We start from the raw sequence: 26388 nt of genomic DNA on the forward strand, positions 1-26388 counted from the left end.
CGCCCGTCCCGGGAGCCGCAGGAGCAAATGGCGGCCCGGGTCGGGGCGATCATCGCTGCCGATCCGCTGCGCTGGCAGGTGCTGCAGCAGGTGCAGGCCCTGGGGCTTGACGATTGCTGGGTCGGCGCCGGGTTTGTCCGCAACGCGGTGTGGGATCACCTGCACGGCCGGGCCTGTTCGCCGCTGGACAGCGACGTGGATGTCATCTGGTTCGATCGCCAGCGCTGTTCTGCCGAGCTCGATCGACAACTGGAAGAGCAACTGCGGGCGAGTCATCCGGGGGTCGACTGGTCGGTGAAGAACCAGGCCCGGATGCACCTGAAGAACGGTGACCGGCCTTACCTCTCCAGCGCCGATGCCATGAGCTACTGGCCGGAAACCGCCACCGCGGTCGCCGTCAGGCTGGGGGCCGAAGGGACCTGTGAGGTGTGCGCGCCGTTGGGCCTCGATGATCTGTTGCGCCTGCTGATTCGGCCGACCGCAGGCTTCATCGACGCCAAGCGCCCGGTCTTCCTGGAACGGCTGCGGTCGAAGAACTGGCAGGGCAAATGGCCGTTGCTCAGGCTGGAGCAGGGCTGATCACTCCCGTCGTGCACGGGGTCCTTCCAGGGTGTTGAACCCGGCGGCCCTGGTGACGAGGAGTCGGCCGCGATTCCCCGGGCAGTGCTTCTGATCCGTATTTTTCTTGCTCATCTGCATCTGTTATCAGAACAGTCGAGGTTTGAAAATGGCGCGCCCACTGGGTCTCCTGGCTGGAGATCCGGTCCGCTGCACCGCACACCTACTGTTCAGGAGGCCTGATGACTAAGATGGCGTTTTTCTTGTTTGGATTTTTAGCCTTGACCATCGCGATCGGTGCGCTTGCCACTATCTCTCCGACCTAGACCCCAAACCGTCTGCAGCACCCGTCGCCAGGTAAGGCGCAAGCAGTGGCAGGCCTCTTGAGCCTGCCACTGTCGTTTTTGTCACTTGGCCCAACGCTTCGCCCCCGCCACGCAGAGAATCACCGCCAGAGTGACCCCGAGCATGCCCAGGCTGACCTGTTCGTGCAGCAGCCCGGCGGCCAGGGCCAGACCGAAAAACGGCTGCAGCAACTGCAGTTGGCCGACGGCGGCGATCCCGCCTTGAGCCAGGCCGCGGTACCAGAAGACAAATCCGATCAGCATGCTGAACAGCGAGACGTAGCCCAGGCTGAACCAGGCCGGCAGGCTGATGCCGCCAAAGTCGGGTGGGGCGCTGAACAGGGTCAGTGCGGCCATGAGTGGTAACGCCAGCACCAGGGCCCAGCAGATCACCTGCCAGCCGCCCAGAGTCCGGGACAGTTGCGCGCCCTCGGCGTAACCCAGGCCGCACACCAGCACCGCCAGGAGCATCAGCGCATCGCCCCGCGGCGAGGCCGCGAGTCCCTGGGACAGGGCATAGCCCACCACCAGCAGGCTGCCCAGCACCGAGAACAACCAGAACACCGGGCGCGGTCGTTCACCGCCGCGCAACACGCCGAATACCGCAGTGGCCAGGGGCAGCAGGCCGAGAAACACGATGGAGTGAGCCGAGGTCACGTATTGCAGGGCCAGGGCGGTCAGCAGGGGAAAGCCCAGCACCACGCCCAAGGCGACAAGGGCCAGGGGCCGCCATTGCTGCGTGCTCGGGCGTCGCGCCTTGAACAGCCGCAGCAGGCACAGGGCCAGGAGCGCGGCGAGGGTGGCGCGGGCTACGGTCAGAAACAGGGGGTCGAACTCCAGCACCGCGACCCGGGTCGCCGGCAGTGAACCACTGAAGATCAGTACCCCGATAAAGCCGTTCAGCCAGCCGCCGGTTTTGTTTGCCAGCGCGGCGGAGTGCGGGTGCGATGTCCGTTCCATTCAACAAGTGCTCACTACGATGGGCGGGGGGCAGGCCCGGAGTGGGGCTTGCATGCGGCCCATCCTAGGATTGAAGATCAGCACAATCAAAAAATTGTCATGGATACAGCGCCAATGGCCCGCGCCCGCTACAAACAGTTAGTCGACCTGCTTGCCGCCGATATCCGTCGCGGGGTGCTGGCTCCTGGCACCCGCCTGCCCACCCATCGCGAGTTGGCGGCCAGGGAGGGGCTCGCGCTGGTGACCGCCTCGCGGGTGTATGCCGAGCTGGAAGCCATGGGCTTGATCAGCGGCGAAACCGGGCGTGGCACCTTTGTCCGGGAAACTGCTCTGCCGCCCGGGCAGGGCGTGGATCAGCAGGCCACGGCGGTGGGAACCCTGGACCTGAACTTCAACTACCCGTCCTTGCCGGGGCAGGCAGAGTTGCTGCGTGCGGCGTTACGTCAGTTGGCGTCCAGCGGGGACCTGGAGGCCCTGCTGCGTTATCAGCCTCATGCCGGCCGCAGCCATGAGCGGGCTACGGTGGCGCAGCACTTGGCCAGTCGCGGGTTGACGGTGAAGGGCGAGCAGGTGCTGATCGTCAGCGGTGCCCAGCACGGCCTGGCGACCACGGTCATGGCGCTGCTCAAACCCGGCGACGTGGTGGCCACCGATGCCCTGACTTACCCGGGTTTCAAGGTGGTGGCGCAGGCGCATGGACTGGAGTTGCTGGCCATCCCCTTGACGCCTCAGGGTCCGGATCTCGATGCCTTCGAGCGCCTGTGCCGACAGCGGCGAGTACGGGCGGTGTACGCCATGCCGACCTTGCACAATCCCATGGGCTGGGTGCTGGACCTGGCCTGGCGCCAGCGTCTGGTGGCCCTGGCCCGCCAGTATGGGTTGCTGATCATCGAGGATGCGGCCTACGCCTATCTGGCGGATGAGCCGCCGCTGCCCCTGGCGGCCCTGGCCCCGGAGAGCACGGTCTATGTTTCGGGTTTTTCCAAGAGTGTGGCCGCCGGGCTGCGGGTCGGCTACGTGGTGACCTGCGCAGACCGAGCGCCCTTGCTCGAACGTGCGATCCGCGCCACCACCTGGAACACCCCTGGGGTGATGACCGCCATCGCCTGTGCCTGGATCGAGGACGGCACCGTAGCGCGCCTGGAGCAGCAGAAACGCCAGGACGCCAAGGCCCGTCAGCGTCTGGCCAGGGAACTGCTGGCAGGGCTGGAGCATATCGGCCACCCCAACGCGTACTTCCTCTGGCTGCCTTTGCCCGAGGAAGTGCGCGCGGATCAGGTGGTCATGGCGTTGCTGCGCGAGAACGTCTCGGTGTCCACCGCCGAGCCCTTTGTCTGCGCCGGGCCGGTGCCCCATGCCATTCGCCTGGCGTTGGGCTCGGTGGACCTGGCGGATTTGCCCGAGGCGCTGGCCAAGGTCCGGCAAGTGATTGGCCGTTACGCGTTCTAAAAGTTCAAGCGTCGAGGTTCAAGCCGCATGCTTTAAGTCGCAAGTCGCAAGTCGCAAGTCGCAAGTCGCAAGTCGCAAGTCGCAAGTCGCAAGCTAGAAGCTTTGAACTTGAACTTGAACTTGAACTTGAAGCTTGCCGCTCGAAGTTTGCCGCTGCCTGTTCAGAGCTTGAACTGATTCACCAGGCCGTTGAGGTCCACTGCCAGGCGCGACAGTTCCTGGCTGGCGGCGTTGCTCTGGTTGGCCCCGGCCGAGGTTTGGGTCGACAGGTCGCGGATGTTGATCAGGTTGCGGTCCACCTCTCGCGCCACCTGGGCCTGCTCCTCGCTGGCGCTGGCGATCACCAGATTGCGCTCGTTGATCATGGTGATGGCTTGGGTGATCTGGTCCAGGGCCAGCCCTGAGGCGCGGGCGGCTTCCAGGGTCAAGTGCGCCCGTTCGTTGCTGGTGCGCATGGCACTGACCGCGCCCTCGGTGCCTTCCTCAATGGTGTTGATCATGCTTTCGATCTCCTGGGTCGACTGCTGGGTGCGATGGGCCAGGGCCCGCACTTCGTCGGCGACCACGGCAAAGCCGCGTCCGGCGTCGCCGGCCCGGGCCGCTTCGATGGCGGCGTTGAGGGCCAGCAGATTGGTCTGCTCGGCAATCGAACGGATCACCTCCAGCACCTGGCCGATATTGCGCACGTCCACCGCCAGGTGTTCGACCCGTTCGCAGGTCTGGGTCACGTCTGCCGCCAGTTGGCCGATGGAGTCCACGGTGTGCTGCACCTGCTCGCGGCCGTGGTGGGCGGTGCGGTCGGTTTCCTGGGAGGCCTGCGAGGTGCTCACGGCATTGCGTGCCACCTCTTCCACGGCGGCGGTCATCTCATTGACGGCGGTGGCGGCTTGCTCTACTTCGTTGCTCTGTTGGTGCAGGGTCTGGGTCGAGTGTTCGGTGACCGCGTGCAACTCTTCGGCGGCCGAGGCCAGTTGGTTGGAGGAGTCGGCGATGCGCTGCAACGTCCCGCGCAGGCTGGCCTGCATGCTTTGCAGGGCCTGCAGCAGGCGCGCCGGTTCGTCCTTGCCGCTGACCGTGATGCTCTGGCCGAGGTCGCCGCTGGCGATGGTTTCCGCGACCTTCACCGCTTCGCCCAAAGGATGCACGATGCTGCGAGTCAGCAGCAGTGCCAGGACAATGGTCAGGGCTACCACGATCGACATGATCAGCAGAACCAGGCCAACGGCGCTGTGGAACACCTGATTGCTTTGCGCGGCCGCAGCGACGCCGCCTTGGGTGTTGGTGTCGATAATGCTCAGCAGTTCCTTGAGCATGGCGTCGGCGTTGGCCAGGAATGGGCCGCCGTCGACAATATCGATAGCGGCTTGTTTGTGCCCCTGGCGCACTTGCTCGATCACCTTGTGCTGCTCAGTGAGATACGCCGCCTTGGCGTTCACATAGCGCTCAAAGGCGGCCCGCTCATCGGCCTCGCTGATGAGCTTTTCGTAGGTGGCCTGTTGCTGGTTGAGCTGTTCGTCGAGCTGAGCGACACGCGAGAGCAGCACTTGCACATCGCGGCTGTCGCTGACCAGTAGCATGCGCAGGGTGATGGTGCGGATCTGGGTGCTGGTCAGGGCCACGGCGTTGGCGGCGACGATCGACGGCTGCCAGTTCTGGTCAACCTCAAGGGATTGCTGGTTCATGCGCTGCATTTCCAGCAACGAGAAGCCTCCCAGTCCCAGCGCCAGCAGGGCGATCAGGGCAAAGCTGAACCCTGCGCGGCGGGAAATATTCATCGTTCTCAACAGCATGGCGGTGATCCTTGTGGCAGCAAAAAGTACAACCGGCGATGGTCATCGCCGATTTGCTTCGGTGCGGCGCGCTGTGGAGTAGGCTCCATGGCGCCGACGGTCTTTTACACACAAGGCGGGGTGGCAGGCGCATCTGGGCGGCGCCTTGTCCAGGGCTTTCCAGGGCGATCAGGATGCACGGCCCGGTCTGGAAAACCGGGCAATGATATCACGGTGACATCTGGTCTGGGGTGTCTGCGACGGGGTTTTCAGCGGCCTTGATGGTGCAGAAAGCCTTGAATGGCCCGCGCGCTGGCTGCCGGGTCCACTTGCATAAAACAGTGCTGGCCCTCGGCCAGTTGCGTGCTCAGGTGGCGATTGATGGCGGCCCAGCGTTTCACCGAACGGGCCACGTAGGGGTAGCTGTCGCGGCCGTGGATCACCAGGCTCGGAGTCTGCACCTGACGCAGGGAACGCCACAGGTGCCGGGGGAAGCTGCTGAAGATGTCCACCTCGCGTTCCGGGGCGCATTTGAGCGCCACGCCCTGGCCGTCGTCCTTCAGTGCGTGCTCGACATAGGCGTTCAGGGCGTCTTCGCTCCAGCCCTTGAAGACTCCCCGGTTGGCCAGGCTGGCCCTGGCCGCGGCGCGATCCGGCCAATGCTGGCGCCGGGCTGCGGCCTTGCGTGCCAGGCTGTGGCGGCGATTGAGGCCCAGGGCCGAAAGCAGCCTCAGGGAACTGATCATCGACGGGCTGAAGATCACCGGATCCAGCAGTACCGCCTTGCGAAACAGCTGGGGGCGTTCGGCCAGGATCAGGCTGGTGAGCACCCCGCCAAAACTATGGCCGACGGCGTAGCACGGCACCTCGGCATAGGCCCCGCGCCCGGCTTCGAATGCCTCGGCGGCCAGTTGTGCCGTGCGGTTCCAGCCGCGGAACGGGCCGCCATGGTCACTGTCGCCATGGCCCTGGACGTCGCTGAGCCACAAATCGAAGGACTCGGCCAGCAAGGCCAGTAGAGGGCGATAGGCCATGGAGCAGAAGCCGTTGCCATGAAGAAAATGCAGCAAGGGTTTGCCCGAAGGTTCGGAGCGCAGGCCGCGCAGGGTGAAGCCTTCGGGGCACGGATAGGACCAGGGAAGCAACTGCATGGGGCCTCTTGGAGAGCGGTGGGCACAGGCGGGCATTGTCGACGGGGCGAGGCGCGAGTCAAGGGTCGATCCTGACCGCGTCCAGCACTATTGCACCTTGAGCAGGCGAAACGACAGGCTGATGCGTTCGCCTGCATCCGGCGCCTTGGGGATCGCGTGCAGCCAGTGTTTTTGCAACTCGTCGGACATATGCAGCAGCGAGCCGCTGGCCAGCGTGTAGTCGAAGGTGGCAGCGCTTTCCTTGTGCCGGAACACCATGGCCCGCGGCTGACCCAGGGAGACGATCACCACCCCGGTGCCTTCCACCAGTTGTTCGTTGGCGTCGGAATGAAAGCCCATGGAGGACTGCCCGTCTGGGTAGAAGTTGAGCAGGCAGTTGTTGGGATGAAATCCCAGTCGTTGCTCGATCGGCTCGCACAGCTGTGCCAGGGCCTCGGGCATCGGCACTGCCGGGTAGGTGATCTGCGAATAATCATAGGGCGCGCCGAAGCTGGCGGTCTTGCGGGCACGCATGCGCTCGTCCCATTGCACGCCCTGCTTGAGGTGGTTGAACAACCGCAGCGGGTCGGCGATGAAGTCGGGGAAAAAGTCGATCTCGGGTGGATTCATAAAAGCGTTGCCAGTGGGGGAAGGAGGGCCATTGCCAGAGGGCGAGGCCCGGTCCTTATCGGTCCGTGACGTGTGTCTGGAGGATGCCGCCTGCCACCGACTGGATGAAGTGCGCGGCCCTGGTGCCCAGCTCCGCCTCAGAAGCGCGGATCCGCAAGACCAGGGGCGCCTGGGACAGCGGGTCGATGTCCAGGCGTTGCTCGCTGGAGTCGCGCAGTCTCAGGGTCAGCTCGGTCCACTGCTCGTCGTCGGGGGTTCTGCTGTCGCCATCGGAGTCCACATTGCAACCGGCGCCCCACAGGTGTTCGGCGACTCGACAGAATCCCGGGCGTGGTCCGGGATGATGGAGAAGCAGGGTGTGCGCTGAAGGCATGAGGTCCGGCTCGGGTGAGGTGTCGCTCCAAGTCGGCAACGGTATCTCGTCACCGGCGCTTGGCGCAACCCGGCAGCGGTCTGGCCGCTGCGTTCAGCGCGTTTGCTCAGCCGCCATTGGCACTGAGGATGCTCGCCACCTGGCGCGGCTGGCAATTGAGGTAGGGCGAAGATTTCAGCCAGCGCTGGTCCGGGTACCAGGAGAACATGAACTGGCCATCCTTGAGCTTGTCGATCACTTGGCGCGCCACCTGCGGGCGCACGGCCGGGCAGCCCTGGCTGCGGCCGATGCGACCTTGGCGCTGGCTCCATAACGGGTTCACATAGTCGGCGGCATGGATCACGATGGCGCGGTCCCGGGCGCGGTCGTTGAAGCCCGGCTCCAGCCCGTCCATGCGCAGCGAATAGCCATGGCTGCCTTCGTAGCTTTCCTGGGTGCGGAACAGGCCCAGGCTGGATTGGTAGCTGCCCAGGCGATTGGAAAACTGGGTGGCGAAGTTTTCCCCGGATTTCTGTCCGTGGGCCACCAGGTCGCGCAGCACCAGTTTTTTGCTGCGCAGGTCGAAGATCCACAGGCGCCGGGCGGTGGAGGGCTGCGAGTAGTCGATCACCGCCAGGTGTCGTGCCTGCCGGGCGCCACCGGTGACCGCGCATTGCATGGCGCTGATTGCACTTTTCAGGGCTTGGGGATTGAGTTCCGGCGCGGCGTGAGCGAGGCTGGCGTACAGCGTAGGGCTGGTGGTGGGACGGGGCTTGTTGGCGGCGAGGGATGACGTGCAAATAACGCCCAGGGCGACGGCCGCCAGGCAGAATCGGCTCAAGAAGGTCAGCATGTGTACAGAGTCCCCATGGTCACTTTAGCTCCTGACGTCCTGTCATTTTCCCGGCAGTCTGGTTTATATAAGCAAAACCCAGGCCTGATGCTCCCGCGTATCTGCCGTAACGATTGGCCGCCATGCAGGCGGCCTCGGATTGGAGTAAAGCAGTTGTTCAAAAAACACGCATGTTACTTGAGCCTGTGCTTGCTCGCCGCGCCATTGGTCGCGCTGGCCGAGCAACAGCCGGAAGCATCGGCGACCCCGATGCAACTGGCGCTGCGGCAACTGGCGGTAGCGTGCCCGGCCCAGGCCCCGCAATGGAACGCACCTGCGCAGCAACTGCTGCAGGGTTTTTATCGGCAACAGGGTGAGCAGGTGGTGTGGTCCGTCGCGGGGCGGCTGTCGAGCTTGCAGGCACAGTTGGCGCAACTGGGCGATGACGGTCTGGATCCGGGGCGGTACCGCCTGCCGTTGCCGACCCCGGAGGGGGAGGCGCCGTGCACCGATATCGAGATCACTCACCAGTACCTGCAAGCCTTACAGGATGTGCATTACGGGCGCCTGTCGCAATCGCGTTTCGAGCCACTGTGGCGTGCCCAACCGTTGCCGGATGATCGCCAGACAGCATTGCTGGCGATCGCGGTGCCGGGTGTCGAAAACCTCGCCAGGGCGTTCGAACAGGCGCGGCCGAACCTCGAACAGTATCGTAATCTGCGCCAAGCCTATGCCCATGAGCGTCAGCAAGCGTTGCGTCATTGGCCGCTGGTGGCCGGGGGGCCGCTGTTGCGCCCGAACATGCAGGACAAGCGTGTTCCCGAGTTGATCCAGCGTCTGTACCAGGGCGGCTATCTGCCCGATCCGGTGGCCAGCCCGGACAACCTCTACAGTGACGACCTGGTCAGCGCGGTGAAAAACTTCCAGATCGGCCATTCGTTGCAAGCTGACGGCGTGGTCGGCGCGGGCACCTTGAAAGAGTTGAATATCAGCCCGAGTCAGCGTCGCGAGCAAATACGCATCAACCTCGAACGCCTGCGTTGGCTGGCCCAGGATTTCGAACCGAATATCCTGTTGGTGAACGTCGCGGCTGCGCAACTGACCTACTACCAACATGACGCGGTGGTGTGGCAGACCCGGACCCAGGTCGGTCGCGCCGAGCGCCAGACCCCGTTGCTCAAGTCCCGGGTGACACGGCTGACCTTGAATCCGACATGGACCGTGCCACCGACCATTCTCAAAGAAGACAAGTTGCCGGAAATCCGCCGGGACCAGGGCTTTCTCAGCCGGCATAACCTGCAGGTGCTCGACGCCAACGGCCAACCCCTGGCCGCCGAGGACGTCGACTGGGATCGCCCTGGCAACATCCTGTTGCGCCAGGGCGCGGGGCCGCGCAATCCCCTGGGGCGCATCGCCATTCGCTTTCCCAATCCGTTTTCCGTGTACCTGCACGACACCCCCAGCCAGGCCTTGTTCAGCAAGGGGCCACGGGCGTTCAGCTCTGGCTGCGTCAGGGTCGAACAGGCGCTGCAATTACGTGACTGGTTGCTGAGCCCGGCGGAGCGCTTGCGCAGCAATGAACTTTTGGCCACCGGACGGACCCATGAATTCCGTCTGAGCACACCGGTGCCGATCCTGCTCAGCTATTGGACGGTGCAGGCCGATGACCACGGCCAACTGCTGTATGCCCCGGACATTTACGGACGTGACGCGGTGCTGTCGGCAGCCCTGGCCAGCAAGCTCTAACCCCGGGCCAGGTGCTTGTCGGGCGGGGGGATTCGTGGGGCGCTGGCGTAGCGCCGTGGGTGGCCAGCGCGGGTGGCGCGGCAAGTGTCGGGCTGATCCGCGCGGCTGGCCGAAGCGCGAGCCGGCTCTGTGGCCATGCAGGCCGACCGCCGTTCACTGAAAACCGCTTTCCCCGTATGGGAGAGCGGTTTTTTGGTTTCAAGGCTGGTCAGGGGCCAGTTTGTCGTAGATCACATCCAGCGCCGGCCCCAGATCGCCGTCACCCTGGGCCACGGCCTTGATGCCGGCCGGGGCTGGCAGCGACGGATCACCCTGCATGCCGAACGGCGGTGGCAATGCCGTTACGCTGAGCGGCCGCGCGTAGATCACCTGGCCTTCCTTGATGGTTTTCAACACCTTGATATCGCTCAGGGTCTCGGGCTTCGCGGTCAATGGGTTGCTCGACAGCACCACGAAGTCCGCCAGCTTGCCGGGGGTGATCGAACCTTTGCGGTCTTCCTCGAAATGTTGGTACGCCGACCAGAGCGTCATGGCTTTCAAGGCCTGTAACGGTGTGACTCGTTGCTCCGCTCCCAGCACATAACCGGTGCGAGTGGTGCGATTGACCGTGGCCGCCAGCACCCGCATGGAGTCCGGCAGCGCCACCGGGGCGTCGTGGTGGGTGGTGAACTTCAGGCCGGCCTTGAGCACCCATTGAGTGGGCGAGATGTTTTCTGCGCGCTGTGGCCCCAGCACCGATTGGCGGTGCCAGTCGCCCCAGTAATAGGTGTGCATGGGGAACAGTGAGGGGAAGATCTTCAGTTGCTTGAGCTCGGTCACCTGATCCTGGCGTAGGGTCTGGCCGTGGATCATCACCGGACGCACATCGACCCCGGGGTAGGCCTTTTCCGCTTCGCGCATGTTGCTCAGCAACTGATCGATGGCGCGATCGCCATTGGTGTGGGACAGAATCTGCCAGCGATTGGCCAGGGCTTCTTTGTAGATCGCCAGGGCTTGATCGTCCTTGACCACGCCGTAGCCGGCGTAGCTGGCGTCCTGGCCTTGGGGCGGCTTGAAGTAGGGCTGGCTGAGCCAGGCGGTCTTGCCCTGGGGCGAGCCGTCCAGGGTCAGCTTGACCCCGCCGATACGGAAGTGGTGGTCATAGTTCACCGGTTGGTCGCTCGGGTGATACCAGGGCGCGACCATCAGTTCCTTGGTGCCTGGGCTGAGGATATCGGGGTAGGACACGATGTCTGCCAGCAGTTTTCCCTCGCTGGCCGCCTTGATCGCGGTCTTGACCTGGTCCGGCGAGGAGCGACCGTCCTGCAAGGTGGTGTAGCCGTAGCTGATGTACAGCTGTTGTCCGGCGCTGAGCATGTCCACCGCCTGGTCGGCGGTGAGCTTGGGGAAGATCTTGATCAGGGCGTTGAAGAAGGCGTTTTCCTCCAGCACGCCGTTGGGCTCCTGGCTGCCCTCGACGCGGCGGATCACCCCGCCTTCGGGGTTGGGGGTGGTGGCGTCGATCCCGGCCAGCGCCAGGGCCTTGCTGTTGAGCACCCCTAGGTGCGAAGACTGGTGGACGATGGCAATGGGCACATCCTTGGACACGGCATCCAGGTCGTCCTTGGTCGGGTGACGCTGTTCCTGGAGTTGGGAGTCGTCATAGCCAAAACCGAACAGCACGCCGAACTGCTTGGGGATCGGCGACTGCTGTTCAAAGTTGCGCAGGGTTTCCTGAAGCTTGGGGATGGTGTTGTTGGCACCGTCCGGCGGTGGCAGCAGGTTGGCGCTGGCGGCCTGGAAGCCCACCATCGACACGTGGCCGTGGGGGTCGATGAAGCCCGGCAGCAGGGTGGTCCCCTTGAGGTCGAGCATCTGCGTCGCCGGTCCCTGACTCTTCAAGACGAGCGCTTGCTCGCCGACTGCAAGGATCTTGCCGTCCTTCACCGCCACGGCCTGGGCGTTGGGGTGTTTGTCGTCGAGGGTGATGATCGGGCCGTTGAACCAGATGGCATCCGCCACCGGGGCGCCCGTGGCGGCCATGGCGCTGCCGCAGGCGAGCGGGAGGGCGGCCAGGAGCCGCCTGAGTGAGGGTCGTAGCATGACCATTCTTCCTTGAAGGTACGTAGGAGGCTTCAAGCCTAGACGCAAAGATGCTTCTCGACCGAGAAGCTTGAGGTATCGTGTGCGGCCTTTTTTTGCCTATCGGGGGCCGTCATGCCATTGAACAAACGCCAGCAGGCCGCCATGGAACGCTTGCTGGCAGCCACCCTGACCGAGGCTTGCGAAAGCGCCAAGGCGCAGATCGAGGGGTTTGCCTGGCTGACCCACGAGGCGGATTACGCGACCTTTCCCGCCAGCCTGGTGGTGGTCTGGGTGTTCGACACCCAGGCCCGCAAGGAGCGCGCTCTGGCCGCGGGCCAGGGCACGCTGATGATCGAGTTGACGGCCCGGGCGCTGAACGAAGCCGGGGTGCACCTGGACTCATTGGCCGCCCATGTGTTCTTCGACAGCGAAGAACAGTGCCGCCGGGTCAACGCCGGTGACTGGGTGCAACGCCTCAAGCGCCTGCGCCCGGGACGGGGTTGAGCCATGGCCAAGGACATCGACAACCCCTGCATCGCTGTGTGCCAGCTCAGCGGCGACCTGTGCCTGAGTTGCGGGCGGACCAAGGACGACATCCGCAAATGGAAGCGCATGAAGCGCCCGGAAAAGATGGCCGCCGTGCAGCGGGCCAGTGCGCGGCTCAAGGCCTTGCAGAAAAAGAAGGGTTGAGGCGCGGCGCTCAGATTTGGTTTTGGAATTGTCCGGCGCCCAGTCGCCGTACACTCAACCAGAAGCCTTCCCGAGGTTCGTATTGGGCCAGAGGCTGAAGGTGCTCCTGTCCCAGTTCATCTTCCAGCCTAACGCTGGCCTTCCAATTGAAGTCCGGGTTGAGAGAGAGGCTGTAGGACGGATAGGGACTGTCGAGCTCGAAATGAATCGAGTAGACCGCCAGCGGCGGGAACGACAGGGCGCCTCGTGCGTACCACTGCCACACTGTGCGCATGCCGGGCTCACACCGCTGTTCGGCAAAGGCCAGGGCCAGGGGGATGTCGTCCCAGGCTGCCTGCACCTGTTGTTGCGCGGCGGCGAGCCGGCGCTGAGGCGGCTCGTTGGTGGGATGTTGGACATAAAACAGGCGGCTGCCGAACTGCAATTCGCATTGCATAACGCCTGCAGAGGTCTCCCAGTGACCGAGCATCGCCCCATTCAGTAGATCGATTTGCATAGCGTCTGATTGCCTAAGCCGTTTGCCGGCGCATGGCCAGGATGGTGGTGCCGAAGAAGATGAAGGTCGAACCCACTACGCGATTGACCCATTTGGACAGCGCCGGTCGGGTCAGCACGCCCTTGGCCCGAGAAGCGAGCACGGCATAGACGCTGAGGGAGATCAGCGACAGGGCCATGAAGATCAGGGTCAGGATGAAGAACTGCGGCAGCAGCGCCGCATGCTGGTCGATGAACTGCGGGAACAGCGCGGTGAAGAAAATCGTCGCCTTGGGGTTGGTGGCGGCGGTCAGGAAGGCCGACTTGAACAACTTCAGACGCGGCGGGGGGGCGAGCTTGCCGTTGTCGGCGCTGCTGGCGCTCAGGAGCTGGCGTTTACTGAACAACTGCTTGGCACCGAGATAGAACAGATAGCCGGCGCCGACGATCTTTACCGCGTTGAAGACCGATTCGGAACTGGCGATCAGCGCGCCCAGGCCGAGCATGGCCGCGGCGGACATACAGAACAGGCCGCTGATATTGCCCAGGGATGACCACAGGGTCGACTTGGCGCCGTAGGCCACACTGTTGTGCAGTGCTACCAGGGTGGCCGGGCCAGGGCTGGCGATGGCGATCGCCGCCACCAGGGTGAACGTCAATATCGAGTGAGCATCCATGGTTCGAACTCGTTGGGCGAAAGTGGTTTGGATGCTACCGCCTAATGCCCAGATAAATCTTAAGAAAAAGTGTCGTCGATGGCTCTGCGTCGATACTTTTGGCATCAGTAGCCTTTAGCTGCCCGGGCAAAGAGCGCCCAGGTGTCCAGTGGCGTTACATCATTGCTGCAATCAATAGTGATCATCAAAAAGTGCAGGTTCCGTTTTTCCTACAAAGGAGGAAGATAGTTGTCACCCCGTGCTGGCAGCAGAAGGAAACATCCGATGAAAATCTCGACGTTACTGACCTTTGTCGTTGTCTTGATTGCGGGACCGGGAACTCCTGCAATGGCCGCGGTGGCTGAGGATACTTCTTGCCGCTTCTTGCCGATGGCCGACAGCGGTGTCGATTTGCATCAGGCGCAATCGGCGGGGGTGCTGTACAGCCAGAACACCATTAATACTGTGCAGTACCTTGAGCAATACCACTCGGTGGCGCTCAAGGGCGCGAAGAATGCAGGGCTCGATCCGCGCATCAGTGCCGCCTTTGTCGACAGCTCCGATCCGCTGCGGGCGATCAACTGGGTGATGGCGTCACTGCAACAACACTTCGCGACAGTGACCGTCTACGACAACCTCGACGCTGTGGTTCAGGCCCGCCCCGACGTGGTGGTGATGCTTGACACTTACAACCAGTTGGTGAGCAAGCGCAACAGCAAGGTCGAGGCGCGGTTCATCGCCAAGTTCTACGATGCCAACCTGCAGTACATCGGTCAGGCTGAAGGCATACAGGCCAAGGAACTACCGTCGGTCTGGGTCCGTGGCAAGGCGGCGCCGGAGATTGCAGCGCAGATCAACCAACAGACTGCGTTGCAGGTCGATGCCCTGAAGCAGTTCGATGCGTCCCTCAAGGCGCTGGTGGGCCGAGGGCCGGTCGGGCAGGTGGCGGTCAATCAGTAACACCTGCATGAGCTGGATCAAAAACGCCCCGCTGGTTCGGGGGCGTTTGCGCGCATTGCCAGGGCGCGATGCGCGTGGTGCGTCGGTCCGCCAGCTGTGTTGGGGCCAGCGGCCTCAAGGCGCGCCGAACATCGCCGTCCAGTAGATCCCCGCATCGCTTTTCGGGTCCACCGCGTAGGCTGCTCCCAACTCGCTGAAGGCCGGGTTCATCAGGTTGGCGCAATGCCCGGGGCTGGCCAGCCAGCCGTCCAGCACCTTGCGCACGCTGTCCTGGCCGGCGGCGATGTTCTCGCCCACTTGTTGCCCGGCATAACCGGCCAGTTCCGCGCGATCACCCGGGGTGCGGCCGTCGTGGTCCTTGTGGTCGAAGTAGTTCTGGTTGGCCATGGCCCGGCTGTGGGCTTCGGCGGTGCTGCCCAGGGTGGCATTCCAGGTCAGCGGTGCGCTGGCGGCGAAGCGCTGGCCGCCGCATTGCCGCGGCTGGCTGCGGGCCGTGTTGATCTGGGCCAGCAATTGCTGGCCCTCGGCTTGCCAATCCCCGAGACGCGCGGACAGCAATGGTCGCGCGAGGACGATGCGCCACTGCTCGGCCTGGCGATTGACCCCGATGTCGATGAACTGCGGGTCCAGTACCACCTGGCAGAAGCTCTCGCGCACCGCCTGCATCGCCGCCTGGGCGTCTCGCGGGCCCGTCAGAGTGATGGCCTGCACATTGACCATCGGATAGGCCGCCCGCGTGAGGGCCTGCTGCAGATCACCGACACTGTCCACCGGCAGGACCAGGCGCGGATCGCTGGCCAGCGGCGGCAGCTCCGAGGAGGCCTGGTTGGCGCAACGTTGTGGCTGGCTGCGGTAGGCGTTGATCGACTCGATCAGTTGCGACTGGTCGTCGGCGGCGGCGCCAGTGGCCGCCAGCACGCCCAGCGACAGGGCGGCGGCGGGCAAGAGCAATGGACGCAGGGGCATGAAGGTCTCCCGAAAAATGACAGCGGCCATGATGCACCCGGGGCCCGGGCTTTTCATCCGTTGGAGGATGAAATCGCGATTCACCGGCGTCTCTCAATAGAAGTCGAAGTACAGCGCCCATTCGCCGCTGCCGGGGTGCTTCCAGAACATCAGGCTGCCGCTGTCCACCACGTTGAGGTTGATCTTGGCGTCGGAGGAAATCTGCATCACGAACTCGAAACCGTCTCCGGCATCGATCCCCGACTGGCAGAACGATGGATAGCCCCCGAGTTTGTGCTGGTAGCAATGGCTCACCAGGTCGTAGTAGCACTGGATCTGCCCGGAGCGCTCCAGCTCGAGGATTTCCCGCTCCAGGTCTTCCGGCACGCCACCGCCGTCCCACAGCGGATAGTCCTCGGGCACGGCCTGGGCCTTGACCGGGAAGGGCTTGAGAAAGGCTCCCGGGGCCGGCAGCTCCTTGCGCACCAGGGCATCCTCGGCCCGGTATTCGCGAATCAGCCAGCGCTCGCCCATGGGTTCCAGGGGCTCGGGGAAGGGGTTGGCGACGAACACCGTGAGCACCCGCACGCCGTCCAGCAGCGGGCTGTGCCAGGGCAGGGCCGGCAGGTAGAACTGGGCAAACGGCAGCAGGGTTTCTCCGGCACTGTTGCGCGGCAACTCTTCATCCTCGCGAAACAGAAAGACCCGGCCCAGCCAGCTTTCCTCGTCACTGTGGGTCGGGCGAAAGCCGCCGGGGATCAGTTGCAGTGCCGGCTTGGCCAATTGGCGCTGGATGTCCTGAATGTCCATGGTCAGGGCTGATTTCCTGTCAGGGGAAGGGGGCGGGCAATGTAGCAAAGGCGGCGGCAAGGCAGTAGCTCGTCGTGTTCAACGCAACTGTCGCGGCGTGGCGTTGAGCAGCTTGCGCATCAGCCGGCGCAGGGCGGTGGCGTCCTGGTAGCCCACCTGTTCGGCGACGCTTTCCACCGAGTACTTGCTGTTCTGCAGCAGCGCCCGGGCGCGGTTCAATTGCACACGCTGGATCAAGCGCAAGCTGCTGTGGCCAGTGGCCTTGCGCACTTGGCGGCCCAGGGTGCGCTCGGACATGCCGAACTGCGCCGCCAGTTCGCCGACGCTGGGCAGCCTGGGCAGACAGGATTCGATATGGGCAGTGAGACGAGCGATCAGGGCGCTGCCCTGAGCCATCATCGCCGGAACCGTACAAGGCGCTTGCAACTGGCGCCGATCGATCAGCAGCACCTGTCCCACGGCGTCCGCCAGGGCCGGGGAGAAGCGCCTGCGCAACAAGTGCAACATCAGGTCGGACTGGCCGATGGCTGCACCGGCGGTGGTCAGCGGCGGATCGACGATGACCATCTGATCCGGGTCCACGCGGCAGTCGGCGACCCACTCCTGCAGCAGCGGCGCCAGCCACCAGGAGGTGGTCACTCGGCGCCCGTGCAACAGCCCGGCGGCATGCAGCAGGAACACCGCGGAACAGGACGCCGCGACTTCAGCGCCGCTGTGCACGTGATGGCGCAGAGCCTGGAGCACGGGGCCCACCTCCGCATGCTGCAGGCGCTGGGCGATGGCCTCCGGGGTGTCGAGGCCCAGCCCCGGCAGAATCCAGCAGGAGCGGTCGTCGGCCGTGGTATCCAGGGCCTCGACTTCCAGCAGCAAGCCTTGTCCCAGGCGCACCTGGCCTGCGTGCAGCGCACAGACCCGCCAGCGCGGCGCGCCCAGCCCCAGGCGCGGAGCCAGCAGAGCGGCGCAGGACAGCATGTCCAGGGTCAGGGCGACGCTGGAGGCAAAGGCACCGGGAAGCAGCAGCACAGTGAAATCGTTCATTGGCTGATTATGCACGAAAGATGTCGAATCGGTCGCTGTTGGCCAAGCCGGGCAAGGGGCTCAATAGCGGCTCATTTTTTCTTCGAGTGGTGATAGCGATGCCCAACATCCTGATCAAGATTCCCCAGGGTGCCTTCAATGCCCAGCAACGTGAGCGGATGCTGCACGAGGTGACGCAAGTGGCGCTGGACGTGGAGCAGATCGGCCAGGACCCGCGCCAGCGGGCACTGTGCTGGGTCTTGCTGGAGGAGCTGGCCCCAGGCACCTGGCGCTGTGGCGGCGCCGATCTCGGGGCCCAGGCGCTGTCTTGTCTGGTCCAAGTCAAGGTGCCCGCCGGCGTGCTCGATAGCGCCCGGCGCCAGGCCTATGTGGCCGGCTTGCATCAGGCCCTGGCGGCGTGCCGTCCGGCAGAGGACGGGCGGCTGTTGATGACCTCGATCCTGTTGGACGAGGTGCCCGATGGCACCTGGGGCGCCAACGGCACGCTGTGGCATCTGGCGGATTTCACCCGGGCGGCGGGGTACCGGCACTTGTCCCCGGCCAACGGCCAGTAGTTCAGGTTCCCGGCCCGGCCCGGCCTCAGGCGTCGCGGCCGTGGGCCGCCGCCGCGAGCTGTGAGGTATCGACCCGGACAAACACCGAGTCGCCAATGGCGGTCAGCACATCGCCGGCGTACACCTCGCAGATCACCCGGCTCTTGCGGCCCACGTCGCCCTCGACCTTGGCCCGCAGGGTCAGCGGCACGCCCATGGGCGTGGGCTTGATGAATTTGATGCCCAGGTTGCCGGTCACGCAGTCGATGCGCGGCAGGCTGCCCGGTTCCCGTTGCTCGCTGCGGTAGTGGTAGGCCATGGCGGTCCAGTTGGAATGGCAGTCCACCAGCATGGCAATCAGTCCACCGTAGACCAGATCCGGCCAGCCGCAGTACTTGGATTCCGGCAGGTGCTCGGCGATCACGTGCACGCCGTCTTCATGCCAGTGGCTTTTGATGTGCAAGCCGTGATGATTGCTGCTGCCGCAGCCGAAACACACGCCTTCGGGGGCGGTGGTGTCTTGCAGGGAAGTCTCGTGCATGGTTGTTCTTCTTGTCCTTGACGATGGTCTGGAACCAGGGTTTGGACCTGGTGGGAACAGCAGGCGGTCATGATGCCCGTGGTGCGGTTTGGCGCCAAGGGCGTTGTGGCGTGCCGGTGGGCAGCGTCGTTGTGACGCATTGATTGCCGTGGGACGCGCAAGCGCTCGGGGTTTGTCTTGCGGCGCGGCCCACCGGTCCGTCCAGGACCGTCTGATGTCGTAATGATATTTTTTCGCTGAATCGGTTCATCGTTTGTGCAAAAATGCGCGCCCCCATGCTTCGGGTCCACTGACCCGATCGGGTTCTTGCAAGCGTGCGGGAGTGTCTGGGCAACCCCGCCGAGCGTAATGTCAGGCAGTGTTCGTTTACCGTCTTTGGTTGAACCCGACCCCTCTTTTCTTGCAGGTCCCGTGCAGACGCGGGCCAGGCTGTGCATCGAGTCGATGCCGGCGGCAGGGATCGGGCCGGTTGGCACTGGCTGATGGTGACGTTCCATGACCCACCCTGAGCAACACTGTCACTCAAATAGCTGAAGCCAAAAACGATAAGAAGTCAGCGTCGGAGCGATATAAAACTGAGGTCGAGCCAGTCTCGTCGGCCTTGTGTGCCCACCCTCCAGTTCTTATGAATGCGGCGATTCTGGACCTGCGAAATGCCTGTTTCGCAAAGCCCGGGGCCAGCAGGATCGAGGATGGGGCGGCGGATGGCGTTCTATCGTAGGTACTACACAATGTTGAAGAAAGTGAACACGGCCCTGATCGGGTTGGCGATGTCGATAGGCCTCACGACCGCGCACGCGGCTGAGCCAAAGAAAGTGGATGTGCTGCTGATCGGTGGCGGCATCATGAGTTCGACCCTTGGGGTCTGGCTCAATGAACTGCAGCCGGATTGGTCCATGGAGATGGTCGAGCGCCTGGATGGCGTGGCTGAAGAAAGCTCCAACGGCTGGAACAACGCCGGTACCGGTCACTCCGCCCTGGCTGAGCTGAACTACACCCCGGAAGGCAAGGACGGCAAGATCGAGATCGGCAAGGCCATCGAGATCAACGAAGCGTTCCAGATTTCCCGGCAGTTCTGGTCCTGGCAGGTCAAGAGCGGGGTGCTGAAGAACCCGCGTTCGTTCATCAACTCCACGCCGCACATGAGCTTTGTCTGGGGCGATGACAACATCAAGTTCCTCAAGGCGCGCTACGAAGCCCTGCAGGCCAGCCCGCTGTTCAGCGGCATGCAGTACTCCGAAGACCCTGAACAGATCAAGCAGTGGGCGCCACTGATGATGGAAGGTCGTGACTCGGCGCAGAAGGTTGCGGCGACCTGGAGCCCGATCGGCACCGACGTCAACTTCGGCGAGATCACTCGCCAGTTCGTTGCCCACCTGCAGGCTCAGCCGAACTTCACCCTCAAGCTGTCCAGCGAAGTGCAGGACATCGAGCGCAATGAAGACGGCTCGTGGCGCGTGACCTACAAGAACCTCAAAGACGGTTCGAAAACCGCAACCGATGCCAAGTTCTTGTTCATCGGCGCCGGCGGCGGTGCCCTGCACCTGCTGCAGAAGTCGGGCATTCCCGAGGCCAACGAATACGCCGGCTTCCCGGTGGGTGGCTCGTTCCTGGTGACCGAGAACGCCAGCATTGCCGAGCAGCATCTGGCCAAGGCCTACGGCAAGGCGTCGGTCGGCGCTCCGCCGATGTCGGTTCCGCACCTGGACACTCGGGTGCTGGACGGCAAGCGGGTGATCCTGTTTGGCCCATTCGCCACCTTCTCCACCAAGTTCCTCAAGCAAGGTTCGTACTTCGACCTGCTGACCAGCACCACCACCCACAACGTCTGGCCGATGACCAAAGTCGGTATCGAGCAGTACCCGTTGGTGGAATACCTGGCCGGCCAGTTGATGCTGTCGGATGACGACCGCTTCAACGCCCTGAAGGAATACTTCCCCAACGCCAAGCAAGAAGACTGGCGCCTGTGGCAGGCCGGTCAGCGCGTGCAGATCATCAAGCGTGACGAAGAGAAGGGCGGCGTGCTGAAACTGGGCACCGAGATCGTGGCTTCCGAAGACGGCAGCATCGCCGGCCTGCTGGGCGCCTCCCCGGGTGCCTCGACCGCCGCGCCGATCATGCTCAGCGTGCTGCAGAAGGTGTTCAAGGACCAAGTGGCGAGCCCGGCCTGGCAGGAGAAACTGCACCAGATCGTACCCAGCTACGGCACGGCCCTGAACGGCAGCCCTGAGCGTGTGGCCAAAGAATGGGCCTACACCGCCGACACCTTGCAATTGACGCCGCCTCCGGCCGTCAAGGGCGCCGCGCCTCAGGCCCCGGCCAGCATGGCCACGCCAGCGAGCAATCCAGCGGCCGACATGGCGCTGTAAGCCTCGGCCCTGTCCGCGCTGGTCGGATGGGGCACAGCGGCTGCCACCGTGCAGCCGTATCTTGCATGGGTTGCGGCGATATCCCTGATGTCGTCGCAACCGGCCGGCCTTGCCGGTACCTCTGAAGCAGCCTGTGCTTATGCGTTCAACGAGGCTGGAGCCCGACTCGAGCGTCTTGTCGTGCGCCTGTGCCTTGCCGTGACGCGGTATGATTGCCGCGCCCGCCGTCGCGGGCACGCCTCAATCCTCGGAGTCACCGCCTCGATGTCCAGTATCACCCTGTTCCAAGCCCCGCCGCCCGAAGCCATCCAGAGCCAGATCCAGCAGATGGTGGTGGACTTCATCAGCGACATCAGCGCGGTGGCCATCGCCCCCAGCAACCCCTTGTACAACCTGTACCAGTACGGCGTCGGCTACGAAGTGCACCTGTACTTGCAGGCGATGGACGGCTCCCGTGGTATCGCGGTGGAACTGCTGGTGGCCGGCGATCCTCAGGACCCCGACAAAGTACTGGGCTTTACCCTGTATCTGCCGGTCAAGGACGATCCCCAGGCCTGCGCCGTGGCCTACATGGCGGTGTTGCAAAGCCATCGGCGCCAGGGCATTGCCCGGCAGATGCTGGAGGTGATGCGCGCCCGTTACCCCCATGCCGAGCTGGCCTGCCATGTGGCCAAAGTGGATTGTTTCGAGGCCCTGGGCTTTCAGGTGCTGGGCGCCCGTGGTCCGCAAGTGCTGATGAATACCCACGACCACGGCAGCGACGGCCTGCTGGCGGTCTTGGACGTAGCGCCGATCTACCAATCGGTGGAAGTGCGGCAGATCCACACCTATCTGCTGGCCCAGCACGGGCGCAAGGCGATGCTGGAAGCGGAGAAAAAGCGTGATCGGCAGTTGGACCAGATGACCCGGCAGGCCCAGGCGCTGGTGCGCGAGCGCTTGGGCGAGGCGGCGCTGTACAACGCGCGGCCTCCACAATTGATCTCCTGAGCGCGCCTGCTTGTTTTCGCGAGAGGGCTTGGCTAATCTCGCGAAAACACGCAAAAACGGGCACGAACATGCAAAACCGGCACCCGGCAGCCGAGCTGCCCTCCCTGCGTCGACAGAAAATCCTCTTGCTGCTGGAACGCGACGGCAAGGTCATGGCCGCCGAGCTGAGCCGGCATTTCTCGGTCTCCGAAGACACCATCCGCCGCGACCTTGCCGAGCTGGATGCCAAGGGCCTGGTGCAGCGGGTGCATGGCGGTGCGCTGCCGCGGCCAAAGGACAGTGGCAAGGACTGCTTCACTCGGGTGGGCGAAAGCAACGAGGCGAAACTGCGCCTGGCGCAGTGTGCCGTGCAATGGGTGCGCGATGGCCAGACGGTGCTGTTCGACTCTGGCTCTACCACCTTGCATATCGCCCAATCCCTTCCCGCCAACATCAGCCTGACCGCCGTTACCGCCTCGCCAATGATCGCCGTGGCCCTGGCCGAATACCCCAAGGTTCGGGTGATCCTGGTCGGCGGCCAGCTCAACCCGGCGACCCTGTCCGTCAGCGGCCATGAAGCGCTGCGGATGATCCAGGGAGTCAAGGCCGACCTGCTGTTTACCGGGGTGTGTGCGATTCACCCGGAGATCGGCCTCAGCTCCCTGCATTTCGATGAAGTGCCGATCAAGCAGGCGATGTTCGACAGCGCCGCCGAGGTCATCGCCGTGACCACCGTCGACAAGCTTGGGGCCATGGAGCCCTTTGTGGTGGTGCCGTGCCAGCGTTTGCAGAGGCTCGTCACCGAGCAGGAAGTGCCTGAGGCGGATATCCAGGGCTATCGGCAGCTGGGGATCGAGGTGCTGCTGGCCTGACCCGTTCCAGGGTGGCCGGCAACAGGGCAGGCAGGGCGGCGCGTGCCTGTTCGCGGCGTGCCGCAATGGCCGGGGGCGTTGTCGGTCCCCGGGCTAGTTCCTGGCTTGCGGCTGGATGTGTTCTGCGCTCATCCACTGCACCATCTGCCGCAGGCGGCTGAAACCGGCACTGGCGTCGGCCCTGGCTTCGGCGGTCTGGCGGAACTCGGCAATGGGCACGGCCATGTCGGGGTAACGCTGCACAAACAACCACACATGCTCATCCAGGCTATGGGGCCACCTCGGCTCCTGTTCTGCGCGCAAGAGGTTGGTGGCGCGAATGAGTTTGCGTGACGCCTCCCGTTGCAGGCGCAGGATTTCCGCGGGCCGGCGCTCGCCCTCGATGCGCTCGGCGTAGTCATCGAGCACCGTCTGGAAGTCGCCGTTCACTGCCAGGGCAATGTTCCGGCTGGGCCTGAAGGGCGCAAAGCGCGGGCGCAGGTCCTCGCCGGACAAGCAGCGGCAATGGTGCTTGAGCCAATAGCCCCAGCTGTCGAGGTTTTCCGCAGCCAGGACCTGGGCCAGGTGGCCGATATCGAAGTCGATCTTCGCCACCCGCGGGTGCCGTGCTTGCAGCACCCGGCGCAGGTTCTCCAGGTGGCGCAGCTGCTGCGGGGTGGCGGGGTGTTGCAGGATCAGGCACAGGTCCAGGTCGGAAGCATGGGCCCTGGCGGTGCCACGGGCGACGCTGCCGTACAGATAGAGGCTGTGCAGCGATGGGCCGAGCGGGTCGCTCAAGGTGGTGCGGATGTCATCGAGCAAGCCGCGGTATTCGGCTTGCACAGGCGGTTCGGCAGGGAGGTTGATCAAGCCGTCGGCATCGACGCCGAATGCGCTACTGGATTGCATGGGGTGGCCCGTGATTCGAATGCAGCGGCCACCTTAGCAGAGTCTCCACAGGCCGCCAGGGGCGCTGTGGAGGCTTGAACACCGCGTCAGTTCTTGAACGCCGAATGCTTGCGACCCTGGTCGCACAGAGCGAAGACCACCACCAGTACGGCAGCCACGGCGAGAATGATCACCACGCCGTCGGTGGAGTGGGTGGCCGAGGCGGTGACCAGGGACAGGGCCCCCAGTGGTGCCAGGCCGCCAGCGATCGCGGTACCGACTTCGCGCCCGGTGCCAAAGCCCGAGGAGCGGGTCGCGGTGGGGAACTGACGGCTGAGGAACGAACCCTGGGGCGCGAACATCATGGGCGCCAGGATCCCGGTGCCGACCCCGATGGCGATGTAGATCATCAGGCTTTCACCGGTGTTGAGCAGGGCCAGGAACGGGTAGGCGAACAGCACCGAGAACACCCCGCCGAGAATCAGTACGGTCTTGCTGCTCCACTTGTCGCACAGCCAGCCGAAGAACGGCACGGCGACGATGGCAATCAGGCTGGCGATGGTCACCGACAGCGAGGTGACGTGCACGTCGACATGCTTGTACTGGGTCAGGTAGGCCAGGGAGAAGGTCTTGAAGATGTAGCTCAGGGCGTTGTAGCCAATGGCAATGAAGAACACCACCGCCAGACCCTTGAGGTCGTTCTTGAACAGTGCCTTGAGCGGCGAGGCCTTGGCCTTTTGACTCTCCTTGCTCAGTTCCTTGAACTCCGGGGTTTCTGGAATGCTGTTGCGCACCCACAGCCCGATACCCACCAGGACGATGCTGCAGACGAACGGAATGCGCCAGCCGCCGGCCAGCAGGAACTCGTTGCCGTTGATGGTCAGCAGGTAGATGGTCAGCGACGACAGCAGCAGGCCCAGGTTCAGCCCCAGTGCCGGCCAGGCGCCCTGGCTGCCACGCTTGCCTTCGCTGGCGTGCTCGTAAGAGGTGACCGCCGCGCCGGCCAGTTCGGCGCCGGCGCCCAGGCCCTGGATGATGCGGATTGCCACCAGCAGGATCGGCGCCCAGATGCCGATCGAGGCATAGCTGGGGATCAAGCCGATCAGCGTAGTGCACACGCCCATCAGGCAGAAGGTCAGCACCAGCACCTGCTTGCGGCCGAACTTGTCCCCCAGGTAGCCGAACAGAATGCCGCCGAAGGGGCGGGCGATAAAGCCGATGGCAAAGGTGGAGAAGGCCAGCAGCGTAGCGTTTTGCGGGTTGCTGTTATCGAAGAAAATCTTCGAGAAGACGATGGCCGCCATGGTGGCGTAGAGGTAGAAGTCGTACCACTCCAGCATCGAGCCGAAGATGGTGGCGGCCGCGACCTTGCGCAGGCGTTTCTGGGTTTGTCGTGGGGTTTCCGCTGCAGTACTGCTGGTTTCAACTGCGGTCATATCGGTACTTCCTCATGAATCATTGTATTTATTGTCGAGTTGACGCGGGGCTTGCTCGACCAGCACTAAAGGCGCGGCCGGTGGTTGTTGCGGTGCCACGGAACCCGCTTGGTCGCCGCTAAGTGCGGTCTGGAGCAGCGGGCTTGAAGGGGGTGTCAACCGGCCTGGAAGATGCGGTCGGCAATCATCGAACCAATGGGGATCGCCGACGTGGCGGCGGGCGAGGGCGCGTTGCACACGTGCAACATGCGTGGGGTCTGGGCGAACAGAAAGTCGTGCACCAGGCTGCCGTCGCGCATCACTGCCTGGGCGCGGATTCCCGCTTCGTAGGGCAGCAGGTCGGTCACTTCCAGTGATGGGCAGTATTTGCGGCACTGCTCCAGGTAACCGGACTTGAACAGTGAGTTCTTCATTTCGCTGGTGCCGGAACCGAGGTTCTGCCAGAGGGTTTTCCAGAACCCGGGGAAGCTGGCGTACTGCGTCACGTCGCGCCAGTTGATGGAGAACTTCCTGTAGTTCTCTCGGCCCAGGCCCAGTACCGCATTGGGACCAACGGTGACGCTGCCGTCGATCATGCGCGTCAGGTGCACGCCGAGGAATGGCAGCTCCGGGTCGGGGATTGGGTAGATCAAGTGATTGACGAGGTTGTTCTTCGCCGCTGGCAGGCGGAAGTACTCGCCACGGAAGGGGATGATCTGGTGCTCGATCTGCACCCCGGCCATCACCGCCAGGCGGTCCGATTGCAGGCCGGCGCAGACCACCAGCTTCTTCGCTCGCCAACTGCCGCCATGGCTGCTGACGGTGACGCTGTCGGCGCTCTCCTGGATCGCGGTGACGGTCTGGCTGAGGCAGATCTCGCCGCCGTCGCGGCGGATCACCCGGGCCATGGTTTCGCAGACTTCGCGATAGTCGACGATGCCCGTGGCGTCGAGGAACAGCCCGCCAAGGCCGACGATGTTCGGTTCACGCTGGCGCAGTTGCTCGGCGTCCAGGCGCTCCACCTTCAGGCCGTTCTGTTGCGAGCGCTGGTACAAGGCCTCCATGCGCTGCACCTCCAGGGCATTGGACGCCACCAGCACCTTGCCGCAAACCTCGAACTTGATCCCGTGCTCGCGGCAGAACTGCTTGGTGGCCTCGGCGCCGCGCTTGCACAGGTCAGCCTTGAGGCTGCCCGGCGCGTAGTAGATACCGGCGTGGATCACCCCGCTGTTGTGGCCGGTCTGGTGCCTGGCCAGGACGTTTTCCTTTTCCAGGATCACCAGCGAGGCGCCGGGCTGGCGCTTGAGGATCTCCATGGCCGTGGCCAGGCCGACGATGCCGCCGCCGATGATGCAAAAGTCATAAATCATGGTTCTGGGTACCTTGGATCAAACGGTTTCAGGTCTGGTTATCAGGTT

The 26388-nt window shown here is 64.0% G+C and carries 26 protein-coding genes and 1 pseudogene; 10 read left to right on the forward strand and 17 right to left on the reverse strand.

Going from position 1 to position 26388, the window contains the following annotated elements:
• The first annotated feature begins 27 nt into the window (after nucleotides 1-27).
• Nucleotides 28-579: a nucleotidyltransferase family protein gene (locus PLD_RS27975; RefSeq protein ID WP_159898231.1), complete on the forward strand. Its 552-nt coding sequence runs from the start codon at nucleotides 28-30 to the stop codon at nucleotides 577-579.
• Nucleotides 580-965: 386 nt separating this feature from the next.
• On the opposite strand, the gene PLD_RS27980 is transcribed toward PLD_RS27975, so the two are convergent.
• Nucleotides 966-1862 carry a DMT family transporter gene (locus PLD_RS27980; RefSeq protein ID WP_159897929.1) on the reverse strand — a complete coding sequence of 299 codons (897 nt, stop codon included), beginning with the start codon at nucleotides 1860-1862 and terminating at the stop codon, nucleotides 966-968.
• A gap of 114 nt (nucleotides 1863-1976) precedes the next feature.
• Between PLD_RS27980 and PLD_RS27985 the strand changes: the two genes are divergently transcribed.
• Nucleotides 1977-3311, forward strand: coding sequence for a PLP-dependent aminotransferase family protein (locus tag PLD_RS27985; protein ID WP_159897930.1), 1335 nt, complete (start codon nucleotides 1977-1979; stop codon nucleotides 3309-3311).
• A 161-nt stretch (nucleotides 3312-3472) separates the two neighbouring features.
• On the opposite strand, the gene PLD_RS31325 is transcribed toward PLD_RS27985, so the two are convergent.
• The 6 genes and pseudogenes from PLD_RS31325 to PLD_RS28010 form a co-directional block, all read right to left on the reverse strand.
• A complete protein-coding gene (locus PLD_RS31325) occupies nucleotides 3473-4336 on the reverse strand; it encodes a methyl-accepting chemotaxis protein (RefSeq protein WP_371929105.1) in 864 nt (287 codons plus the stop codon).
• Nucleotides 4331-5101 (reverse strand): annotated as a pseudogene (locus tag PLD_RS31330) (MCP four helix bundle domain-containing protein); the annotation flags it as partial. The gene PLD_RS31325 and the pseudogene PLD_RS31330, both read right to left, overlap by 6 nt.
• Before the next feature lie 248 nt (nucleotides 5102-5349).
• On the reverse strand, nucleotides 5350-6231 hold the full coding sequence (locus tag PLD_RS27995; RefSeq protein ID WP_159897932.1) for an alpha/beta fold hydrolase: 882 nt from the start codon (nucleotides 6229-6231) through the stop codon (nucleotides 5350-5352).
• Nucleotides 6232-6318: 87 nt separating this feature from the next.
• On the reverse strand, nucleotides 6319-6840 hold the full coding sequence (locus tag PLD_RS28000) for an alpha-ketoglutarate-dependent dioxygenase AlkB (RefSeq protein ID WP_159897933.1): 522 nt from the start codon (nucleotides 6838-6840) through the stop codon (nucleotides 6319-6321).
• 55 nt (nucleotides 6841-6895) lie between these two features.
• On the reverse strand, nucleotides 6896-7213 hold the full coding sequence (locus PLD_RS28005) for a hypothetical protein (protein ID WP_159897934.1): 318 nt from the start codon (nucleotides 7211-7213) through the stop codon (nucleotides 6896-6898).
• A 106-nt stretch (nucleotides 7214-7319) separates the two neighbouring features.
• The gene (locus tag PLD_RS28010; RefSeq protein WP_159897935.1) at nucleotides 7320-8045 is read right to left on the reverse strand and encodes a murein L,D-transpeptidase catalytic domain family protein; all 726 of its coding nucleotides are present in this window, start codon (nucleotides 8043-8045) and stop codon (nucleotides 7320-7322) included.
• Nucleotides 8046-8198: 153 nt separating this feature from the next.
• On the opposite strand from PLD_RS28010, the gene PLD_RS28015 reads away from it, so the two are divergent.
• Nucleotides 8199-9770 (forward strand): murein L,D-transpeptidase, encoded by a 1572-nt coding sequence (locus PLD_RS28015; RefSeq protein ID WP_159897936.1) that lies wholly within the window; start codon nucleotides 8199-8201, stop codon nucleotides 9768-9770.
• A gap of 198 nt (nucleotides 9771-9968) precedes the next feature.
• Here the strand turns inward: PLD_RS28015 and PLD_RS28020 are convergent, their stop codons facing one another.
• A complete protein-coding gene (locus tag PLD_RS28020) occupies nucleotides 9969-11852 on the reverse strand; it encodes an amidohydrolase (protein ID WP_159897937.1) in 1884 nt (627 codons plus the stop codon).
• 114 nt (nucleotides 11853-11966) lie between these two features.
• Between PLD_RS28020 and PLD_RS28025 the strand changes: the two genes are divergently transcribed.
• Nucleotides 11967-12338 carry a hypothetical protein gene (locus tag PLD_RS28025; protein ID WP_159897938.1) on the forward strand — a complete coding sequence of 124 codons (372 nt, stop codon included), beginning with the start codon at nucleotides 11967-11969 and terminating at the stop codon, nucleotides 12336-12338.
• Nucleotides 12339-12341: 3 nt separating this feature from the next.
• Nucleotides 12342-12524 carry a DUF1289 domain-containing protein gene (locus PLD_RS28030; protein WP_159897939.1) on the forward strand — a complete coding sequence of 61 codons (183 nt, stop codon included), beginning with the start codon at nucleotides 12342-12344 and terminating at the stop codon, nucleotides 12522-12524.
• Between the two features lie 10 nt (nucleotides 12525-12534).
• Here PLD_RS28030 and PLD_RS28035 read toward each other — a convergent pair whose 3' ends face one another.
• Nucleotides 12535-12960 carry a hypothetical protein gene (locus PLD_RS28035; RefSeq protein WP_256674793.1) on the reverse strand — a complete coding sequence of 142 codons (426 nt, stop codon included), beginning with the start codon at nucleotides 12958-12960 and terminating at the stop codon, nucleotides 12535-12537.
• A 73-nt stretch (nucleotides 12961-13033) separates the two neighbouring features.
• Complete coding sequence (locus PLD_RS28040) at nucleotides 13034-13675, reverse strand: LysE family translocator (RefSeq protein WP_159897941.1); 642 nt, start codon at nucleotides 13673-13675, stop codon at nucleotides 13034-13036.
• A gap of 264 nt (nucleotides 13676-13939) precedes the next feature.
• On the opposite strand from PLD_RS28040, the gene PLD_RS28045 reads away from it, so the two are divergent.
• Complete coding sequence (locus PLD_RS28045) at nucleotides 13940-14614, forward strand: ATPase (protein WP_159897942.1); 675 nt, start codon at nucleotides 13940-13942, stop codon at nucleotides 14612-14614.
• 114 nt (nucleotides 14615-14728) lie between these two features.
• On the opposite strand, the gene PLD_RS28050 is transcribed toward PLD_RS28045, so the two are convergent.
• The 3 genes from PLD_RS28050 to PLD_RS28060 all read right to left on the reverse strand — a co-directional run bounded on the left by PLD_RS28050 (nucleotide 14729) and on the right by PLD_RS28060 (nucleotide 17407).
• On the reverse strand, nucleotides 14729-15580 hold the full coding sequence (locus PLD_RS28050) for a CAP domain-containing protein (RefSeq protein ID WP_159897943.1): 852 nt from the start codon (nucleotides 15578-15580) through the stop codon (nucleotides 14729-14731).
• A 93-nt stretch (nucleotides 15581-15673) separates the two neighbouring features.
• Nucleotides 15674-16369 carry a DUF1963 domain-containing protein gene (locus PLD_RS28055; protein ID WP_159897944.1) on the reverse strand — a complete coding sequence of 232 codons (696 nt, stop codon included), beginning with the start codon at nucleotides 16367-16369 and terminating at the stop codon, nucleotides 15674-15676.
• A gap of 78 nt (nucleotides 16370-16447) precedes the next feature.
• Entirely contained in the window at nucleotides 16448-17407 is a 960-nt protein-coding gene (locus tag PLD_RS28060) for a GlxA family transcriptional regulator (RefSeq protein ID WP_159897945.1), read from the reverse strand.
• 98 nt (nucleotides 17408-17505) lie between these two features.
• Between PLD_RS28060 and PLD_RS28065 the strand changes: the two genes are divergently transcribed.
• Nucleotides 17506-17961, forward strand: coding sequence for a tautomerase family protein (locus PLD_RS28065; protein WP_178116221.1), 456 nt, complete (start codon nucleotides 17506-17508; stop codon nucleotides 17959-17961).
• A gap of 25 nt (nucleotides 17962-17986) precedes the next feature.
• Here PLD_RS28065 and PLD_RS28070 read toward each other — a convergent pair whose 3' ends face one another.
• Nucleotides 17987-18481: a PaaI family thioesterase gene (locus PLD_RS28070; RefSeq protein WP_159897946.1), complete on the reverse strand. Its 495-nt coding sequence runs from the start codon at nucleotides 18479-18481 to the stop codon at nucleotides 17987-17989.
• 731 nt (nucleotides 18482-19212) lie between these two features.
• Here PLD_RS28070 and mqo point away from each other — a divergent pair.
• From mqo to PLD_RS28085, 3 genes are all read left to right on the forward strand, one after another.
• Nucleotides 19213-20850, forward strand: coding sequence for a malate dehydrogenase (quinone) (gene mqo / locus PLD_RS28075; protein WP_159897947.1), 1638 nt, complete (start codon nucleotides 19213-19215; stop codon nucleotides 20848-20850).
• Nucleotides 20851-21114: 264 nt separating this feature from the next.
• Nucleotides 21115-21837 (forward strand): GNAT family N-acetyltransferase, encoded by a 723-nt coding sequence (locus tag PLD_RS28080; RefSeq protein WP_159897948.1) that lies wholly within the window; start codon nucleotides 21115-21117, stop codon nucleotides 21835-21837.
• A gap of 68 nt (nucleotides 21838-21905) precedes the next feature.
• Complete coding sequence (locus PLD_RS28085; protein ID WP_159897949.1) at nucleotides 21906-22688, forward strand: DeoR/GlpR family DNA-binding transcription regulator; 783 nt, start codon at nucleotides 21906-21908, stop codon at nucleotides 22686-22688.
• Between the two features lie 93 nt (nucleotides 22689-22781).
• Here the strand turns inward: PLD_RS28085 and PLD_RS28090 are convergent, their stop codons facing one another.
• From PLD_RS28090 to lhgO, 3 genes are all read right to left on the reverse strand, one after another.
• Complete coding sequence (locus PLD_RS28090; protein WP_159897950.1) at nucleotides 22782-23576, reverse strand: nucleotidyltransferase domain-containing protein; 795 nt, start codon at nucleotides 23574-23576, stop codon at nucleotides 22782-22784.
• A gap of 86 nt (nucleotides 23577-23662) precedes the next feature.
• Nucleotides 23663-24991: an MFS transporter gene (locus PLD_RS28095; protein WP_159897951.1), complete on the reverse strand. Its 1329-nt coding sequence runs from the start codon at nucleotides 24989-24991 to the stop codon at nucleotides 23663-23665.
• Nucleotides 24992-25146: 155 nt separating this feature from the next.
• A complete protein-coding gene (gene lhgO, locus PLD_RS28100) occupies nucleotides 25147-26340 on the reverse strand; it encodes an L-2-hydroxyglutarate oxidase (protein ID WP_159897952.1) in 1194 nt (397 codons plus the stop codon).
• Nucleotides 26341-26388 lie beyond the last annotated feature (48 nt).

This window comes from Pseudomonas sp. LD120 (assembly GCF_009861525.1).
Lineage (GTDB): Bacteria > Pseudomonadota > Gammaproteobacteria > Pseudomonadales > Pseudomonadaceae > Aquipseudomonas.